The following is an 18,202-nucleotide window of genomic DNA, read 5'->3' as shown; positions in this document are numbered from 1 at the left end:
CTGCCCGCCAGGGCTGCCGCTTTACCTCCAGCCTCCCCGACGACCCCAGCGCCTTTACTGCACCGTATCACCCCGGCCGCGATCTGGAACGAAATAACGCGCCAGCAACTCCGGATCATCGAAGTGAACCCGCCCGGCAAACGCAATGGCGTGATGCCCCCACTGGCGCATGCCGCCAGCTGAGACCACACCGGTAGGCCAGAGCAGGTAGCGCTCTGAACGCTCACTTCCCTGAATCAGCCCATCTACCCCAAACAATCGGCCTCCGGCGTAACTGCGCCCGCGCAGCTCCCGGTAATCTGCAACCCGGTACCGCACCGCACCTTCCCCGACAGACTCAAACGCGACCCCGATCAGATGATGGGTGGCAGATTCCAGATAGAGCGTGGGCGGGCCAGCGGAGGGCGGAACGAATGCCGGCAACCAGAACGGCTCCCGATTGACCTCGACCCCCTCCCTGACCGCCAGCCGCCCTTTCACCGGCAACCATTGGTGATAGCAGCCACAGGCGTGCATGACATCGTATACCAGCGGCTGCCCATCCACCCCCAAGGTCACCCGCCACACCAGACCATCCAGCGCGCCCGCATAGATATCGCCAACCGTGGCGGCGGGCCGGGCCGAAAACCAGATCGTATAAACCAATTGCGGCAGGACCCGCCCCTGCCACCGGGTGAACGCAACCTGGGCGTACACCACGGGCTCCGGCAAAAAATGCAGCTGGCCGCCCGGATCGCGACCCGGACGCCCCGGCCGGTCATGACGACTGCGGGTGGCTACCCCATAGCGCGGCGCATGCCGGTGAATCAGCGTCCACACCTCGTCAGGCCGACTATCCGGCCCGCCCAACACCGGAGACGGCCAGGCCGCACCCCCATCTCGGGCTGCCGCAAAAAAAGCCGGCCCAGCGCCCGGGCGGAAAAACTGCCACGGCCCATCAGGCACCTCTCGCCCCAACTGCTCCCGCAGTGCGCCCATCACTTCCGCAGCCCGCCAACGGATCACTGGCTCAACCAGCGGATACAAACCCAACACCCGCGCCACGGTGCTGTAGGCATCCGGTACATCCTTGGCACTATCGAGCTCGGCCCACAATCGCGGCTCAGCCATAAGCCGGTCAGCCGCCCGCCGGCCACACGCCACCAGCCCGGCAACCCGGCCTTCAACCACCTCGCCCTGCCCCTCAGCCTCCTGCTCCCAGGCAATGACTGCCCGATCGAGTGCCAGCTGCAACCAGTGTTCCTGCTGCTCACGAGACAACCCGGAAAAACGATAGCTCGCGAGGAACCGGTCAACCCGCAGGTAGGGAAAGCCAGGGGGCGACCAGTCCTGGGCATCGAAGGTCCCGGCTCGCACACTGTTCGCCCGCCACCAGCGGAACTGTGCGGCGCATTCACCACTCACCACCGCCGGCGAAGAGCTGGAGCGATAGCTGGCGCAGCCCGCACCCATCACCAAAGCAGAGACTAAAAGCAGACACCCCAATCGCCATACCATGGCTCGGCGCTCCCTATTTCCATGCACAGACAGTGGTTAGAGCAAACGTGGACCCGCTTGGTTCCGGGGCCTGACAAATGGGGCAACAAAAAGGGAAGGGGATTGGAGAGACTGACGCGGCTGGCGAGGGATACACCGGGATGTCAGCCCTCACAAACGGGCCCGCCATCCCGGCACTGCGGCGAATCAGTGCATCAGCGTGTACAGCTTACGCCGGTACGCCCGCACATCCGCATTGGCATTACCCAGCTTGTCGAACAGTTCGATCAACGTCGTTCTGGCAATGCCATCCTTGTAGGCTGAATCCGCCTGCATCAGGCGAATCAGCAACTCCATCGCCTGGCCGTTCTCTTCCTTCAGCACATATTGCAGGGCAAGCTGATGCAGTGCAGCGGGATCCTTGGGCTCTGCCGCCAGGGTTTTCTCGAGCTCTGCCACCGGCGGTAACTCGCCCGCCTGCTTGATGAACTTGATACGGGCCGCCAGCTGCTTTGCCTGTGGCTGCAATTTTTCTTCCGGCGGCAGGCTTTCAAGGATCTGCTCGGCGGTCTCGACATCCCCCAGCTCCGCCTTGATCTGGGCGATATCGATCAGCACCTTCAGGTTTTCCGGATCGGCCTGATTCATCCCGGTGAGGATCGCCAGAGCACCCTCGGCATCGCCATCATTCCAGCGTTTATGCGCCGTTTCATAGGGATCTTCAGCCGGCGCTTCAACGTGCTTGTCGAGCACTTTGCGAATTTCACTCTCGGGCAGCGCACCGTTAAAACCGTCCACGGCCTGACCATCCTTTACAAGGATAACCGTTGGCAGACTGCGAACGCCGAGGCTTCCGGTCAACTGCTGCTGCTCGTCAGCATTGACCTTGGCCAGCAGGAACTGCCCCTTATATTCATCTGCCAGCTTCTCCAGCAACGGCATCAGCTGCTTGTAGGGTGCACACCAGTCTGCCCATACGTCGATCAGGATGGGGGTCGTGGAGGAAGCCACCATGACCGAATCCTGGAAGTTCTCCATCGTGGCTTCAAAAACGTAGGGCGAATTACTCATGGTCAACACCTGGTCGGATAAGCGTGAAAAAGTTACCCCATTAGTGATGACTGACGGGAAAATTTCAAGGCCTTGCCCCGATCTTACGACATAACGCTACTCACACTCTTGCCTTGAAAATCGGGCAGATGGCGTCACATAACAAAAAACAAAGTCGGACAGAGCCCAACGCCATGAACGAAGACAACGGTCACGACGTCATCGAGGACGTCACCGAATACATCGGCAAGGACGAACACAGCAAAAACCTCGCCCTGCCCCAGCAGATGATGCCCCGCCGCATGTATATCCTGCCGGTGGCCAACCGGCCATTCTTTCCAGCGCAGGTGCAACCTGTCGTGGTGAATCAGGAGCCATGGGACGAAACCCTCAAGCGCGTGGGTGAAACCGACCACCAGGTCATGGGGATCTGTTTCGTGGACGCGCCCGACTCCGAACATCAGGTACCGCCCAGCGAGGAGCTGGAAACCATGGGCTGTGCAGTCCGGGTACACCATGTTCAACGGGAGAACGGAAAGATTCAGTTCATCGCCCAGGGCCTGCAACGGGTTCGCATTGTCCAGTGGCTGCGGCGCAAACCACCCTACCTTGTGGAGGTGGAGTACCCGAAAGTACCGGATGAAGAAGCCGACGAACTCAAAGCCTACACCCTGGCCATCATCACCGCTATCAAGGACCTCCTGCGCACTAACCCGCTCTATGGCGAGGAAGTGAAACAGTATCTGTCCCGCTTCGGTCCGGACGACAGCTCCCCGCTGGCCGACTTTGGCGCCTCCATGACCAGCGCTCCAGGTCGCGAGCTGCAGGATGTGCTCGACACCGTGCCGCTGGTACGACGGATGGAAAAAGTGCTGCTGCTGATGCGCAAGGAACTGGAGGTTGCCCGTCTGCAGGCGGAAATCAGCGAGGAAGTGAATGACAAGGTGCAAAAGCATCAGCGTGAGTTCTTCCTCCGCGAGCAACTCAAAGTGATTCAACGGGAATTGGGCATCGCCAAGGATGACAGGACCGCCGATGCCGAGCGCTTCGAGCAACGCATGGCACAGCTCGACCCACCTGAACATGTGTCTGAACGCTTCAAGGATGAGCTGCAGAAGCTGCAGATACTGGAGCAGGGCTCCCCAGAATACGGCGTTACCCGCCATTACCTCGACTGGCTGACCCAGGTGCCTTGGGGGAAGACCTCCCAGGATCACTTCGATCTTGCCGCGGCACGCAAGATCCTCAACCAGGACCACGATGGCCTTGAAGACGTCAAAGACCGGATTGTGGAATTTCTGGCGGAAGGCACCTTCAAGGGGGAAGTGTCTGGCTCTATCCTGCTGCTGGTCGGACCACCCGGGGTCGGCAAAACCTCCATCGGTCACTCCATCGCCAAGGCGCTGGGGCGGGAGTTCTACCGGTTCAGTGTGGGCGGCATGCGCGACGAGGCCGAGATCAAGGGACACCGCCGCACCTATATCGGCGCGATGCCCGGCAAGTTCGTGCAGGCCCTGAAGGACGTCAAAGTCGCCAACCCGGTCATCATGCTCGATGAAATCGACAAGATTGGCAGTTCGTACCAGGGCGACCCCGCCTCGGCCTTGCTGGAAACCCTGGACCCGGAACAGAACAGTGAATTCCTCGATCACTATCTGGATGTCCGCATGGATCTGTCCAAGGTTCTGTTCATCTGCACCGCGAACCAGCTCGACACCATTCCCCGGCCACTGCTCGACCGCATGGATACCATCCGGCTGTCCGGCTACATCGCTGAAGAAAAACTGGTTATCGCCAAGCACCATCTGTTGCCACGGCTCCTGAAAAAAGCCGGCCTGCTGAAAAAGCAACTCAACATCACCGACGCCGCCCTGAAGCAAGTGATCGACGGCTACGCCCGCGAAGCGGGGGTGCGAAATCTCGAGAAGCTGATCCACAAGATCATCCGCAAGGGCATTGTGAAACTGCTGGAAGATCCGGACACGCCCATCAAGGTCGGTGTTTCCGACCTGGCCGATTACCTGGGACAACCGCCCTTCAAGAAAGAACGCTCACTCAAGGGTGTCGGCGTGGTCACCGGTCTGGCCTGGACCGCTATGGGGGGCGCAACCCTGAGTATCGAGGCATCGCGCATTCACGCCAACCAGCGAGGCTTCAAGCTCACCGGCCAACTGGGCAACGTCATGAAGGAGTCGGCTGAAATCGCTTACAGCTATGTGTCGTCCAATCTCAAACGCTACAAAGGCGACGCAGGCTTTTTCGACAAGTCCCTGATCCATCTCCACGTACCCGCGGGCGCCACGCCGAAAGACGGCCCCAGTGCCGGAGTCACCATGGCCACCGCACTGCTGTCCATCGCCCGCAATGAACCACCGCGGCAGCACATCGCCATGACGGGCGAACTGACCCTGACCGGGCAAGTGCTGCCGGTCGGTGGTATCCGCGAGAAAGTGATTGCGGCCCGGCGCCAGAAGATCACCACCCTGATCCTGCCGGAGGCCAATCAGGCGGATTACGATGAGCTCCCGGAGTACCTGAGAGAAGGGCTTGAGGTGCACTTTGCCAAGCATTATGGCGAGGTCTTCCAGGTGTGTTTTGAAGACCAGGCGAAGAGAAAAGCGAGCGTTCACTGACATTCGCGCAAGCCTTCGAGGGGGAGGTGGTCCTGCGGAACACAGGCATGGACGCCTCGGTAGCTGTGCCGGCACAGGGAGGTGCCGTCAAAGCCAAGGAGCAAGACGCCCCACCCGAAGGCTTTCGCCGGATCTGAAACGGCGGGATGACATCTCACCAGCCGTGACAGGAATTACTTCTTGCCGGTGTCCTTCCAGCCATCCTCACGCAGCACCGGCCCAACGTCCAGCACCGGCGACGCATCGATCTTGTCGGCATCCATCATATTCGCCACCCGCTGCAGTGACGACAGGATCATGGTCTGCTCCCACTCCTGCAGGTTCTGGAACTTTTCGATAAATTCTTCCTGCAGCGGCAACGGAGCCCTGGCCAGGATTTCCGCGCCCTGTTCGGTCAGATGCGCGTGCACCTTACGCTTGTCCTGGGTACTGCGGACCCGGTAAACGAGATTGCGATGCTCAAGACGGTCCAGGATGGTGGTCACCGTCGCCTGGCTCAGGCTGACCTTGTCGGCGATGGTTCCGATCGTCACTTCGCCCAGCTCACGGATGGTCCGCATGATCAGCAACTGTGGCCCCGTCAGGCCCGCATGCTTGCTGAGGCGTTTGGAATGTAAATCCGTAGCCCGGATGACACGCCGCAACGCTACCAGGACCTGTTCGTAGTTGTTCACGGTACACCCCCACCCGAGACATCAAAAGGGCACGAATTATAGGCAATGTATTTTTACGAGTACAAAGCATTTTGGCAGACCCGCGGCATTTAGTCAGTGCCTCTCGCAACCGGCAAGACCAGAGGTCGTCAGCATTTATTCCGTCAGCCACTATGATAAGGTCAGTCAGTCAACCCCATTGACCTGAAACGGATGTGCCAATGCCTTTGATAAAGATGCTCTCTACCTTGCGGATGCTGCCCAATGGAATCAGCACCGTCATCGTCGCCTGCCTGCTGTCTCTGACCACCTACGCGGGAGCCCAGGAATTGGCAGAGGGGGAGGTTGACGCCAGCGATGTGGAGCAACGCATCGAGACTCTTGAAGAGCCGCTGTACAACCCATTTGTCGAGCGCTACCTGCTTGATGAAGTCAGGAACCTGCGCACTGAACTGCTGCAAACCCGGGCGGAACTGATCGAAAAGGTGGTGGAAAAAGAGCTGTCAGTGGCCGACAAGACGATGTCCTACGCCACCGATACGGTGACCTATTTCTTCTATCTCATCGCCGGAGCCACGTCGATTCTGGTCGTCATCGGCTGGAACTCCATTCGCGATATGCGCTCGCAGCTCACCAGCCTGGCGGAAAAACGGGTCAACGAGCTGGTCATCGAATACGAAACACGACTGAAAACCATCGAAGAACAGCTCCAACAGAAATCCGACATCATTCACCAGAACCAGGCGGAAATTGAACGCACCAACGAGGTGCATTCGCTCTGGTTGAAAGCAAGCCAGGAAACGTCCCAGCAGAACAAGATTTCCGTCTATGACCAGATTCTCGACCTCCGCCCGGATGACGTTGAAGCACTGAGCTACAAGGCGGACGCTGTGCTGGAACTGCAGGAACCGCTGTGGGCTATCAGCCTCTGCCTGCGCGCCCTGAAGCTGGCGCAGGATAACGGTCACGCCCACTACCAGCTGGCCTGCGCCTATGCGGAGATCGGTCGCTGGGAAGACGCCGTCAATACCCTCGCCAAGGCCGTGGAAATTTCCGAAGCCTATCGCGAAGACGCCGCGGCAGACCCCAGCTTCACCCGCCTGCACGAACACGCACAGTTCCGTTCCGTCGTCTTTCCCGATGAGGACAGCGTTGACGAATAAAGCGCTGGCACAGGCTTTGCTCCCGGTTCCAACGACTTGCCCCGCCTGCCAGCTTGACAAGGTCGGCGCTGTAGTGTTTGTTTAAGCCGTTGAGAACATAAGAATAACCCTGACCCAATGTAGGACAGAACCCATGAGAACATCTGTGAAAAAACTTGCGGCCGCCGTGGGCGCCTCAGTGGCAGTAATGGCTGCCGGCCAGGTCGCTGCTGAAATCAAGATTGGTATTGCCGGCCCAATGACCGGTCCGGTTGCCCAATATGGCGACATGCAATTCTCCGGTGCCCGCATGGCCATTGAGCAGATCAATGCCAACGGCGGTGTTGACGGCGAAATGCTCGAAGCCGTTGAAGTGGACGACGTGTGCGACCCGAAACAGGCGGTAACCGTCGCCAACCGTCTGGTCAACGAGGGCGTACAGTATGTCGTCGGGCACCTGTGCTCCAGCTCGACTCAGCCTGCCTCCGATATCTATGAAGACGAAGGCGTACTGATGATCACCCCCGCCTCTACCAGCCCGGACATCACCGAGCGGGGCTATGAACTGGTGTTCCGCACGATCGGTCTGGACAGCATGCAGGGACCGGTGGCCGGCCAGCACATCGCCAGCCTGAACCCTGAGCGCGTTGCCATTGTTCACGACAAACAGCAGTACGGTGAAGGTATCGCGACGGCCGTCCGCGACACCCTGCAAGCCGCTGGCGTTGAAATCGCCATGTTTGAAGGTATTACCGCCGGCGACAAGGACTTCTCCTCACTGATCACCAAAATGAAGCAGGCTGATGTGGACTACGTCTACTACGGCGGCTATCACCCGGAGCTCGGCCTGATTCTGCGCCAGGCTCGCCAGGCGGATCTCGACGCGGTCTTCATGGGCCCTGAAGGGGTCGGCAACAAGGACATCAACACCATCGCCGGCGATGCCGCTGAAGGTCTGCTGGTAACCCTGCCGCCCAGCTTTGATCAGAAGGAGGAGAACCAAGCCCTGGTTCAGGCCTTCAACGATAAGGGCGAAGACCCCTCCGGTCCGTTCGTGCTGACGTCCTACACCGCAGTGCAGCTGATCGCTGACGGCATTGCACAAGCCGGATCCGATGATCCGATGGAAGTGGCCGCAGCCCTGCGCGCAAACAGTTTTAACACGCCGATTGGCACCGTTCAGTACGACGACAAGGGCGACATGCGCTCATTCGAGTTCGTTGTCTACGAATGGCATTCAGATGGCAGCAAAACTCCGGTAAACTAACCAACTTTCGTTGAAAAACGAGACGAGGGAACCCAAGACGACGCTAACGTACAAGGAGGCACACCTGGCGTTATTCGGCGGTTCCCCAAAAATGAGAACACCTTCTCACCGTGATCCGGGAGAAGGTGTTTTTCTAAGCTCTACCGGCAATTCTTAAGACCATGGCGCTGGCACCCCGGCATTCCAGGCGGAAGAATTGTGAGAGCAGGTTTGTCGGAGTCCCACAAGAATGCAAGACCTCCTGTACTTTTTACAGCAGCTCATTAACGGGCTGACCATTGGCAGTGCCTACGCACTGATTGCCATCGGGTATACGATGGTTTACGGCATTATCGGCATGATCAACTTCGCCCACGGCGAAATCTACATGATCGGCGCCTATACTGCCCTGATTACCATCACCGGACTGGCCTCACTGGGCGTCGCCTGGCTACCGCTGATTCTCATTGTTGCGCTGATCTGCGCGGTTCTGGTCTCCAGCTCTATGGGCTGGGCCGTGGAACGGGTGGCCTACCGACCGGTCCGAGGGCGACATCGACTGATCCCGCTGATTTCAGCCATCGGCATGTCGATTTTCCTGCAGAACTATGTCCATCTCGCCCAGGGTTCACGCAACATCGGTTTTCCGGCCCTGATCCAGGGCGGCTTCCAGTTCGGCGACCCCGATTCCTTCCAGACCTCGATTTCCTACATGCAGATCACCATTTTCATCACCACCCTGATCTGCATGACCGCCCTTTCCCTGTTTATCTCCCGTTCCCGCATCGGCCGGGCCTGCCGCGCGGTCTCCCAGGATCTGGGCATGGCCAACCTGCTTGGCATAGACACCAACCGCATCATTTCAGCGACCTTTATCATCGGTGCCTCACTGGCGGCTGTAGCCGGGTTGCTGCTGGGCATGTACTACGGCTCCGTTGATCCGCTGTTCGGCTTTATCGCCGGCCTGAAAGCCTTCACTGCGGCGGTGCTCGGCGGCATTGGCAGCATTCCGGGCGCGATGCTGGGGGGCCTGATTCTGGGCGTATCCGAAAGCATGACGTCTGGATACCTGAGCGGTGAATACAAGGACGTGGTGTCCTTCGGGCTGCTGATTCTGATCTTGTTGTTCAAGCCGACCGGGCTGCTGGGCAAACCCGAGGTGGAGAAGATCTGATGGCCGCTCAAAACTTCAAACATGCGCTGTTCTGCGCCATCGTCACCCTGGTGATCTCCTACCCGATCCTGGGGCTTAACCTGGTTGCCCAGGGCACCCAGGTGGTGCTCGAAGGCGCCGACACCGCCACCCTGATCTCGATTGTGCTGGCCGCCGTGGCCGTATTCCTGTTTCAGCTGTTCCGCGACCACATCATGGGGTCCGTCGGCAAGATGCCCAACCTGAACCCTTTTGCCAACCGTGAACCCATGGAGCAAAGTAAACGCCAGCGCCTCGACACCATTGTACTGACGCTGCTGGTCATCGGCGCACTGATCTGGCCGTTCCTGGTCTCCCGGGGCTCAGTAGACCTGGCGACCCTGGTACTGATCTACGTCATGCTGGCACTGGGACTGAACGTGGTGGTGGGCCTGGCAGGTCTGCTGGACCTGGGATACGTCGCCTTCTATGCCGTCGGCGCCTACACCTTCGCCCTGCTCTACCAGTACTTCAACATTTCATTCTGGCTGGCGCTGCCCATCGGAGCCTGCCTGGCCGCAACGTTCGGTTTCCTGCTCGGTTTCCCGGTGCTCAGGTTGCGGGGTGACTACCTGGCCATCGTGACTCTCGGCTTTGGCGAAATCATCCGTATCCTGCTGAACAACATGACCTGGCTCACCGGCGGCCCCAACGGCATCGGTGGCATCCCCGATCCCACCCTGTTCGGCATGGAGTTTGGTCGGCGGGTGAAGGAGGAAGGCAACACTCTGTTCCACGAAGTCTTCAACATCAGCTACAGCGGCAACCACAAAATTATCGTGCTGTACCTGATCACCCTGGTGCTGGCCCTGTTCACCGCCCTGGTGATCCGCCGTTTCACCAAGATGCCGGTTGGCCGTTCCTGGGAGGCCCTGCGTGAAGACGAGATCGCCGCCCGCTCCCTCGGTCTCAATCGCACCTCGGTGAAGCTGTCCGCCTTTACCATCGGCGCGTTCTTTGCCGGCTTCGCCGGCACCGTGTTTGCCTCCAAACAGGGCTTTATCAGCCCGGAGTCCTTCGTGTTCCTCGAATCCGCCATCATTCTGGCGATAGTGGTGCTGGGCGGCATGGGCTCCCAGATTGGCGTTATCCTGGCTGCCGTTGCAGTCATTATCCTGCCTGAGCTGGCCCGGGAGTTTTCCGAATACCGGATGCTGCTGTTTGGCCTGGCCATGGTTCTCATGATGATCTGGCGCCCGCAGGGCCTGATGCCCATGCGCCGGATTCACATTGAACTCAAGAAGCAGGAGTGATGCAGAATGCTTGAAGTACGCAATCTGTCCATGCGCTTTGGCGGGCTCCTGGCCGTCGACCAGGTGTCGCTGGACGTCAACGAACACGAAATCGTTTCCATCATCGGCCCTAACGGTGCCGGTAAAACCACCGTCTTTAACTGCATCAGCGGCTTCTACTGCCCCACCGGAGGCAAGATCCGCTTCCAGGGTGAAGAAGTTCAGGGCAAACCGGACTTTAAAATCTCCCGCCTGGGCATGGTTCGCACCTTCCAGCACGTTCGGCTGTTCAGCAAAATGACCGTGGTCGAGAACCTGCTGGTGGCCCAGCACCGCCACCTTAACACCAACCTGTTCGCCGGCCTGTTGAAGACCCCCAGCTACCGCCAACAGGAGCAGAAAGCCCTGGATCGTGCCGCCTACTGGCTCGACCGCGTGGGTCTGCTTGAACTGGCCAACCGGGAGGCCGGCAACCTGGCCTACGGCCAGCAACGGCGCCTGGAAATTGCCCGCTGCATGGTGACCGAACCCCAACTGCTGATGCTTGATGAGCCGGCCGCTGGGCTAAACCCGGCGGAGACCCGGGACCTCAATCACCTGATTGTCAGCCTGAAAGAAGACTACAACGTCTCGGTGCTGCTGATTGAACACGACATGAGCCTGGTCATGGAGATTTCCGACCGGATCAACGTGATCAACCAGGGGCGTCCGCTGGCCTGCGGCACACCGGAAGAAGTCCGTCAGAACGACGATGTTATCAAAGCGTATCTGGGGGAGGCCTGAGCCATGTCCATGCTAGTACTGGAAGACGTTCATACCCACTATGGCAAAATTGAGGCTCTGCATGGGGTCTCCGTTGAGGTCAACAAAGGCGAGATCGTCTCGCTGATCGGTGCCAACGGCGCCGGCAAGACCACCCTGCTGATGACCGTATGCGGGAATCCACAGGCCTCGTCCGGCCGGATTATCCTGGAAGGACGCGATATCACCCGCGCCCCCACCGCCAGCATCATGCGCTCGGGCATTGCCATCGTCCCGGAAGGGCGGCGGATCTTTTCCGGACTGACGGTGGAAGAAAACCTGCACATGGGGGGCTTCTTCAAATCCAAGGCCGAGATCCGCAAGAACCAGGATCATGCCTACGAACTGTTTCCCCGCCTCAAGGAACGTGAGCATCAACGGGCCGGCACCATGTCCGGCGGTGAACAGCAGATGCTGGCCATCGGGCGGGCACTGATGAGCAAGCCCAAGATGATCATCCTCGACGAACCCTCACTGGGTCTGGCGCCGTTGGTGATCAAGCAGATCTTCGAGATCATCGGCCATCTGCGCGACGAAGGCATCACCGTGTTTTTGGTTGAGCAGAACGCCAATCAGGCCCTCAGTCTGGCCGACCGTGGCTACGTGCTCGAAACCGGCCGTATCCGCCTTCAGGATACCGGCGCAAACCTGCTGGCCAACCCGGATGTCCGGGCGGCCTATCTGGGCGGCTGACCGGAACTTAACGCCGTTCGAAAGCCGGGCCATAGGCCCGGCTTTTTTTACACCTGCCCGTCACCGACCGGCGACCACCCCACCCTGACCCAAAAAGCCTCGAAATAACAATTAGATACAAATGAGCATTTTGTAATGTTCCGCGGAGCATTTTTAGTCCTTTTAGGCATATTTACTCTTGGCCTGCAGATTTCCTGGTCTATACTCAGTGGAACGGTCGTTTCGCCCTTCACGGGATCCATGTCAGGGCCGTTAACGTGCTGATTTATGCGACGAATTCAGCACGAATGCGACGACAGTCAAACCAATATCAAGGAGTGGACAATGAAAAAACTGATCGCAGGCGCAATCCTTCTCGGTGCTTCCACCGTCACTTTCGCGCAGCCGGGCTGTGGTGTAGGTGCCATGATCTTTAAAGGACAATCCGGTGTTGGCCCGCACGTACTGGCCGCTACCACCAACGGCACTTTCGGTAACCAGACATTTGGCATGACCACTGGCACCCTGGGCTGTAACACCAACCAGGCCGTTCAGTCCATGGCCATGTACATGGACAGCAACGTTGACAAAATTGCCCGTGACATGTCCCGTGGCGAAGGCGAAAACCTCGACACCCTGGCTGTTCTGCTGAACATCGAAGCCGGCGACCGTGACACTTTCCGCACTCTGCTGCAGGACAACTTCGCGGCCATCTTCCCGTCTTCCGAGACCACTTCCGGTGAAGCCGTGGAAGCCATTGTTTCCCTGATGGAACAGGACCAGGCGCTGGCCAAGTACGTCGCAGCCTGATCCCGGCGATCAGATCAAGGACTCTTATGCGCCAGGGATGGCGCATTTCCCTTTTGCTCACCAAGCCACTGAAAGACCCTTCATGCGCGCACCGCTACGTTTTGCGTTGGCTCTGACCGGGCTGGCGACGGCCATGCCAGTGCTGGCAACTTCCGATTTCCCGTTAGAAGCCATTGCCCAGGAAACGGGCTGGCTCAACCTCGGCCACTACCACCCAGACTCACTGGGCTCCGGGTTCACGAGCCAGGCCGATGACCCCGACTTTTTCCTCAGCCCCGATGGCAAGCACCAGCCTTACGCCGAACTGGCCGCAACCGTCGAGGCCATCCAACAGCCTGGTGGCGGCGACAGCCATGCCCGCTGCCGCTTCCCTGCCCGGGACCGCTGGCTGAGAGAACGACTGGAACTTCCGGACACCCCGGTCCAATGCCCGGACTACCAGGACTGGAGCGAGACTCTGAACACCGACGCGATTACTCTGGTGTTTGCAGCCTCCTATCTGAACAGCCCCTCGTCCATGTTCGGACACACCTTTTTACGACTGGATCCTCCCAGCGATGATCAGAGCACCGATCTGCTCCTGGCCAACACCATCTCCTACGCGGCCGATGCCGCGGCCCATGACAGTGAGCTCCTGTTTGCGTACAAGGGTATCTTTGGTGGCTACCCCGGCATCACGACGGTCCAGCCTTACTACGAAAAAATCCGGCTGTATTCCGATATTGAACACCGGGACCTGTGGGAATACCGGCTCAACCTCAGCCCCGAGGAGGTCGACACGCTCGTCGCCCATGCCTGGGAGATTCGCGGCCGCAACTTCGATTACTATTTCTTCGACGAGAACTGCGCCTACCGCCTGCTGGCACTGATTGACATTGCCCGCCCCGGCACCGATCTTGTTGGGGAAGTGAGCACGCATGCCATTCCTTCTGACACGGTACGCTGGATCGTCGATAAGGATCTGGTCGCCAGCATTCATTACCGGCCATCTGCCGCCACCGCCGTCAGCTACAGCCTCAAGCAGTTGAGCGATGACCAACGCACCCTCGCGGCCGCGATTGCCTACGGCTACGTTCAGGTGGATGGACCGGAACTGGCGCAACTTGAGCCCGAACAACGTGCCCCGGTACTCGACGCCACCTACGATTACCTGCGCTACCAGAGCGAGGCCGACGCCTGGCCCCGCGAGTTTGCGGCCCCCCTGTCCCATCAGCTGCTGGTCGCCCGCAGCCAGATTGAACCGTCCGGCACGCCACCGGTACCCCCAGAGCCCGACGTCCGTGATGATCAGGGCCACAATACGTTCCGCCTGAGCCTGTCAGGTGGGCGCTGGGATGACCGTAATTTCGGCCAGCTGACGCTGCGCCCGGCCTACCATGACCTGCTTGACCCACCGGAAGGTTACCGCCCTGGAGCCGAACTGGAGTTTCTTCGACTGGACCTGCGTTACTACACCGACCACGACGAAGTTCAGGTGGAGCACATTACCGGCGTCGAGATTCGCTCGCTGTCGCCCCGAAATCAGTTCTTCTCTCCGCTGTCGTGGCAGGTTGGCTTTGGTGGCCGCCGCACCGACACCGAGAGCGCGCGGGTATTAACCCCCTATTTGGAAGGTGGGGCCGGAGGCAGCTGGAGCCTGGGCTCCTCGCTGCAGGCCTTTGCCATGGCAACGGCTGACTTAGAAATCGATGATGATCTGCGGCATGGCTACGATGCGGCGCCCGGTGCCGATCTTGGGTTAATGCATCAAAGCCCCGGATTCAGTGTGCTCACAGGCATCAAGAGCAAGGCCTGGATCGTCGGCAGCCAGCACCGTCAGGATCAGGCCTACCTCAATGGCAGCCTCCACTTTGGTCGCTCCCTGAGTCTGTTTGCTGATTTCACCCGGGAACACCACTACGACCGGTATCGAAACTTATGGCACGTCGGACTGCACGCCTATTTCTGACCTTGCTTGTCGCCGCTGGCACCCTGACCCTGTCCGGGTGCAGCGGCCTGTTTTTCTTCCCTGACCGGCAGGTGTACCTGACCCCTGACCGCCTCAATCTGCAACACGAAGACATCTATCTCGATACCGCTGACGGTGAAAGTCTTCACGGCTGGTGGCTACCGGCCATGGGCGCTGAGCCGCTGGGTACGGTCTACTATCTGCATGGCAACGCCCAGAACATCAGCAGCCATTTGCTCAACGTGGCCTGGCTTCCGGAGCGCGGCTACAACGTATTCCTGATCGATTATCGGGGGTATGGCCAGTCCAGTGGCGAACCGGACATCGAAGGCGCACTGCACGATGTGGAAAGCGGCCTGCGCTGGCTCGCCAGTCACCACTATCGCGACGATCAGCCCCTGATCCTCCTTGGCCAGAGTCTGGGCGGTGCGCTGGCAATAGCCTTTGCCAGTGAGTGGGCCCAGCAGCGGCAGGAACCCTCGTTCGATGCGGTGGTACTGGACGCAAGCTTCTCCGGTTTTCGCACCATCGCCCAGGAAAAGCTCGACAGTTTCTGGCTGACCTGGCCCTTGCAGGTACCCCTCAGCTGGACCATTCCCGATGATTACGAAGGCATCAATCACATCGCCGCGATCGCACCTACCCCGGTGATGGTCATACACAGCATCAACGACACCATCATCCCCTTTCACCATGGCCCCGAGCTCTATACCGCTGCCGGCAACCCCAAGACTTTCCTGCGCACGGATACCCCACACGCGGCGACCTTCATCATCCCCGCGTACCGGGAGGCGGTGCTCGACTTCCTGGCCCAGAACACCCAGCCATAAAAAAACCCGCACACCGTAACCGGTGGCGGGCTTTTCAGGCTCAATGAGCGCTGACGACCGGGTTAGAACTCGGTCGGCTGCTCACCTTCCTTCACTTCCTTCATGGACAGCTTGACGCGACCACGGTTGTCCACATCCAGCACCTTGACCAGAACTTCCTGACCTTCGCTGAGCTCGTCAGTGACGTTCTCGATGCGACGATCGGAGATCTGGGAGATGTGCACCAGACCGTCCTTGCCAGGCAGGATGTTGACGAAGGCACCGAAATCAACGATGCGCTCAACGCGACCGCTGTAAATAGCACCCACTTCGATCTCAGCGGTAATTTCCTGAATCCGCTTCATGGCTGCCTGAGCAGCCGCCTGATCTTCGGCGTAGATCTTCACGCTGCCGTCGTCGTCAAGATCGATGGAAGCACCGGTTTCGTCACAGATACCACGGATGGTAGCACCGCCTTTACCAATGACGTCGCGGATCTTGTCCGGATGGATCTTCATGGAGGTGATGCTCGGCGCACGCTCAGACAGCTCGGAACGCGGCTCGGAAATGACCTTGGCCATCTCACCCAGGATGTGCTGACGGGCGTCATAGGCCTGCTGCAGCGCAATTTCCATGATTTCGTCGGTGATGCCGTTGATCTTGATGTCCATCTGCAGTGCGGTCACACCTGCTGCAGTACCGGCTACCTTGAAGTCCATGTCACCGAGGTGATCCTCGTCGCCCAGGATATCCGTCAGAACAGCAAACTGGTCGCCTTCCTTGACCAGACCCATGGCGATACCGGCCACCGGCGCCTTGATCGGCACACCGGCGTCCATCAGAGCCAGACTGGAGCCACACACGGAGGCCATGGAACTGGAACCGTTGGATTCGGTGATTTCAGATACCGCACGAATGGTGTACGGGAACTCGTCCATGGTCGGCATGACCGCAGCAACGCCACGCTTGGCCAGACGGCCGTGACCGATTTCACGACGGCCGGGGCTACCCATACGACCCGCTTCACCAACGGAGTAAGGAGGGAAGTTGTAATGGAACAGGAACGGATCCTTACGCTCACCTTCCAGTGCGTCGATGATCTGGGTATCACGCGCGGTACCCAGAGTGGTGGTCACGATGGCCTGGGTTTCACCACGGGTGAACAGGGCCGAACCGTGAGTGCTGGGCAGCACGCCAACTTCAATCTTGATCGGACGAACGGTCTTGGTGTCACGACCATCAATACGCGGCTTGCCGTCAATCACGGACTGACGAACGGTGGCCTTCTCAACCTTGCCGAAGTACTTCTTCACTTCGTCTTCGGACGGCTGACCTTCTTCGTCACCGGCCAGCTTCTCAACGGCCTGGGCCTTCAGCTCGCCCAGACGGGTGTAACGATCCATCTTCTCGCGAATGCCGTAGGCTTCTTCAATGGCACCAGCGAAATCAGCACGAATGGCGTTCAGCAGCTCGGTGTTTTCAGCTTCCGGCTCCCACTCCCAACGCGGCTTGCCATTCTCGGCAGCAAATTCCCTGATCGCATTGATGGCTGACTGCATTTCTTCGTGGGCGAACAAAACACCACCCAGCATCTGATCTTCAGTCAGGCCTTTGGCTTCGGACTCAACCATCAGCACGGCGTCTTCAGTACCGGCAACAACCATGTCCAGCAGCGAGGTTTCAAGCTCCTGGAAGGTCGGGTTGAGGAAGTAACCACGCTCGTTGGTGAAGCCAACGCGGGAAGCGCCGATCGGACCATCAAACGGAATGCCGGAGATTGCCAGGGCAGCAGAAGCTGCCAGCATGGCTGCAATGTCCGGATCCTGGGTCTTGTTGGCAGACATAACCGTCAGCACAACCTGAACTTCGTTCATGTAGCCGTTCGGGAACAGCGGACGAATCGGACGGTCGATCAGACGTGAGGTCAGGGTTTCCTTCTCGGAAGGACGACCTTCGCGCTTGAAGAAGCCACCAGGGATCTTACCAACAGCGTAGGTTTTTTCCTGGTAGTTAACCGTCAGCGGGAAAAAGCCCTGGCCCGGCTTCGGTTCCTTGGCACCCACAACGGTACCGAGCACGGCTACGTCATCAATGGTAACCAGCACAGCACCGGTGGCCTGGCGAGCAATACGACCTGTTTCCAGGGTGACGGTCTGACCGCCGAGTTCAAATGTCTTCTTTACCGGGTTCACGGTAACTCCTTAATCGTCAATTCTTCGTTGCAACGCCAACCGACACCAACGTCAGCGGCGATCTAACTGCCTCGGGAGTGACAACGGATGTACGAAGGTGAACCCGTCTGAAAGCTAACAGGCTGTTGAAAATCCCAGCACACAGGTCGATATGTCGATGCGGATACTTTCAACAACCTGCTATCAATTTCGGCTTTCTGATACGACAGGGAGTCCTTCGAATACTCCGGTTACCCCGGATGCAGCACTTTGGTGTGAAACAGTCCCTGCTGAGACCTCAGCCCGAAGCAGTTCCACAGGAGAGAAACACATACGGTGGGGAAACCCCACCGTATGCTGGTCAGGG

General features: G+C 59.0%; 14 protein-coding genes. 10 read left to right on the top strand and 4 right to left on the bottom strand.

Translation table 11 applies throughout. The features are described 5' to 3' along the window. Positions 1 to 54: 54 nt before the first annotated feature. Both BLV11_RS01475 and BLV11_RS01470 read right to left on the bottom strand, forming a co-directional pair. Entirely contained in the window at positions 55 to 1,497 is a 1,443-nt protein-coding gene (locus BLV11_RS01475; RefSeq protein WP_139173190.1) for a hypothetical protein, read from the bottom strand. A 186-nt stretch (positions 1,498 to 1,683) separates the two neighbouring features. After that, positions 1,684 to 2,547, bottom strand: coding sequence for a thioredoxin family protein (locus BLV11_RS01470; RefSeq protein ID WP_091811162.1), 864 nt, complete (start codon positions 2,545 to 2,547; stop codon positions 1,684 to 1,686). Positions 2,548 to 2,720: 173 nt separating this feature from the next. On the opposite strand from BLV11_RS01470, the gene lon reads away from it, so the two are divergent. Then, positions 2,721 to 5,159 (top strand): endopeptidase La, encoded by a 2,439-nt coding sequence (gene lon / locus BLV11_RS01465; protein ID WP_091811161.1) that lies wholly within the window; start codon positions 2,721 to 2,723, stop codon positions 5,157 to 5,159. A gap of 173 nt (positions 5,160 to 5,332) precedes the next feature. Here lon and BLV11_RS01460 read toward each other — a convergent pair whose 3' ends face one another. Next, positions 5,333 to 5,833: a MarR family winged helix-turn-helix transcriptional regulator gene (locus BLV11_RS01460; RefSeq protein WP_091811160.1), complete on the bottom strand. Its 501-nt coding sequence runs from the start codon at positions 5,831 to 5,833 to the stop codon at positions 5,333 to 5,335. A gap of 233 nt (positions 5,834 to 6,066) precedes the next feature. Between BLV11_RS01460 and BLV11_RS01455 the strand changes: the two genes are divergently transcribed. The 9 genes from BLV11_RS01455 to BLV11_RS01415 all read left to right on the top strand — a co-directional run bounded on the left by BLV11_RS01455 (position 6,067) and on the right by BLV11_RS01415 (position 15,685). After that, complete coding sequence (locus BLV11_RS01455) at positions 6,067 to 6,975, top strand: TPR end-of-group domain-containing protein (protein ID WP_091811159.1); 909 nt, start codon at positions 6,067 to 6,069, stop codon at positions 6,973 to 6,975. A 133-nt stretch (positions 6,976 to 7,108) separates the two neighbouring features. Further along, positions 7,109 to 8,221 (top strand): branched-chain amino acid ABC transporter substrate-binding protein, encoded by a 1,113-nt coding sequence (locus tag BLV11_RS01450; protein WP_091811158.1) that lies wholly within the window; start codon positions 7,109 to 7,111, stop codon positions 8,219 to 8,221. 229 nt (positions 8,222 to 8,450) lie between these two features. Further along, entirely contained in the window at positions 8,451 to 9,374 is a 924-nt protein-coding gene (livH, locus tag BLV11_RS01445; protein WP_091811157.1) for a high-affinity branched-chain amino acid ABC transporter permease LivH, read from the top strand. Continuing rightward, on the top strand, positions 9,374 to 10,645 hold the full coding sequence (locus BLV11_RS01440) for a high-affinity branched-chain amino acid ABC transporter permease LivM (protein WP_091811156.1): 1,272 nt from the start codon (positions 9,374 to 9,376) through the stop codon (positions 10,643 to 10,645). The genes livH and BLV11_RS01440 overlap by 1 nt, the downstream gene beginning before the upstream one ends. Before the next feature lie 6 nt (positions 10,646 to 10,651). Further along, positions 10,652 to 11,407: a high-affinity branched-chain amino acid ABC transporter ATP-binding protein LivG gene (gene livG, locus BLV11_RS01435; protein ID WP_091811155.1), complete on the top strand. Its 756-nt coding sequence runs from the start codon at positions 10,652 to 10,654 to the stop codon at positions 11,405 to 11,407. A 9-nt stretch (positions 11,408 to 11,416) separates the two neighbouring features. Continuing rightward, a complete protein-coding gene (locus BLV11_RS01430) occupies positions 11,417 to 12,118 on the top strand; it encodes an ABC transporter ATP-binding protein (RefSeq protein WP_091811154.1) in 702 nt (233 codons plus the stop codon). Positions 12,119 to 12,442: 324 nt separating this feature from the next. Further along, entirely contained in the window at positions 12,443 to 12,907 is a 465-nt protein-coding gene (locus tag BLV11_RS01425) for a DUF3015 domain-containing protein (protein WP_091811153.1), read from the top strand. An 82-nt stretch (positions 12,908 to 12,989) separates the two neighbouring features. Continuing rightward, positions 12,990 to 14,855: an Lnb N-terminal periplasmic domain-containing protein gene (locus BLV11_RS01420; RefSeq protein WP_091811152.1), complete on the top strand. Its 1,866-nt coding sequence runs from the start codon at positions 12,990 to 12,992 to the stop codon at positions 14,853 to 14,855. Beyond that, entirely contained in the window at positions 14,825 to 15,685 is an 861-nt protein-coding gene (locus tag BLV11_RS01415) for an alpha/beta hydrolase (protein WP_091811151.1), read from the top strand. Before BLV11_RS01420 ends, BLV11_RS01415 begins: the two co-directional genes overlap by 31 nt. A 62-nt stretch (positions 15,686 to 15,747) precedes the next feature. Here BLV11_RS01415 and pnp read toward each other — a convergent pair whose 3' ends face one another. Then, entirely contained in the window at positions 15,748 to 17,856 is a 2,109-nt protein-coding gene (gene pnp, locus BLV11_RS01410) for a polyribonucleotide nucleotidyltransferase (protein WP_091811150.1), read from the bottom strand. Between the last annotated feature and the right edge of the window lie 346 nt (positions 17,857 to 18,202).

Origin of the sequence: Marinobacter mobilis (genome assembly GCF_900106945.1) — a bacterium.
In the GTDB taxonomy this organism is placed as follows: domain Bacteria; phylum Pseudomonadota; class Gammaproteobacteria; order Pseudomonadales; family Oleiphilaceae; genus Marinobacter; species Marinobacter mobilis.
The sequence above is the reverse complement of the archived record's forward strand: the minus strand, read 5'-3'. Positions and strand labels throughout refer to the sequence as shown.

Coding starts and splice junctions, on each gene's coding strand:
- BLV11_RS01475 (WP_139173190.1), bottom strand. CDS start 1,497: ATGGTATGGCGATTGGGGTGTCTGCTTTTAGTCTCTGCTTTGGTGATG.
- BLV11_RS01420 (WP_091811152.1), top strand. CDS start 12,990: ATGCGCGCACCGCTACGTTTTGCGTTGGCTCTGACCGGGCTGGCGACG.
- BLV11_RS01470 (WP_091811162.1), bottom strand. CDS start 2,547: ATGAGTAATTCGCCCTACGTTTTTGAAGCCACGATGGAGAACTTCCAG.
- livH (WP_091811157.1), top strand. CDS start 8,451: ATGCAAGACCTCCTGTACTTTTTACAGCAGCTCATTAACGGGCTGACC.
- BLV11_RS01440 (WP_091811156.1), top strand. CDS start 9,374: ATGGCCGCTCAAAACTTCAAACATGCGCTGTTCTGCGCCATCGTCACC.
- livG (WP_091811155.1), top strand. CDS start 10,652: ATGCTTGAAGTACGCAATCTGTCCATGCGCTTTGGCGGGCTCCTGGCC.
- BLV11_RS01415 (WP_091811151.1), top strand. CDS start 14,825: ATGGCACGTCGGACTGCACGCCTATTTCTGACCTTGCTTGTCGCCGCT.
- BLV11_RS01425 (WP_091811153.1), top strand. CDS start 12,443: ATGAAAAAACTGATCGCAGGCGCAATCCTTCTCGGTGCTTCCACCGTC.
- BLV11_RS01455 (WP_091811159.1), top strand. CDS start 6,067: ATGCTGCCCAATGGAATCAGCACCGTCATCGTCGCCTGCCTGCTGTCT.
- lon (WP_091811161.1), top strand. CDS start 2,721: ATGAACGAAGACAACGGTCACGACGTCATCGAGGACGTCACCGAATAC.
- BLV11_RS01450 (WP_091811158.1), top strand. CDS start 7,109: ATGAGAACATCTGTGAAAAAACTTGCGGCCGCCGTGGGCGCCTCAGTG.
- BLV11_RS01430 (WP_091811154.1), top strand. CDS start 11,417: ATGCTAGTACTGGAAGACGTTCATACCCACTATGGCAAAATTGAGGCT.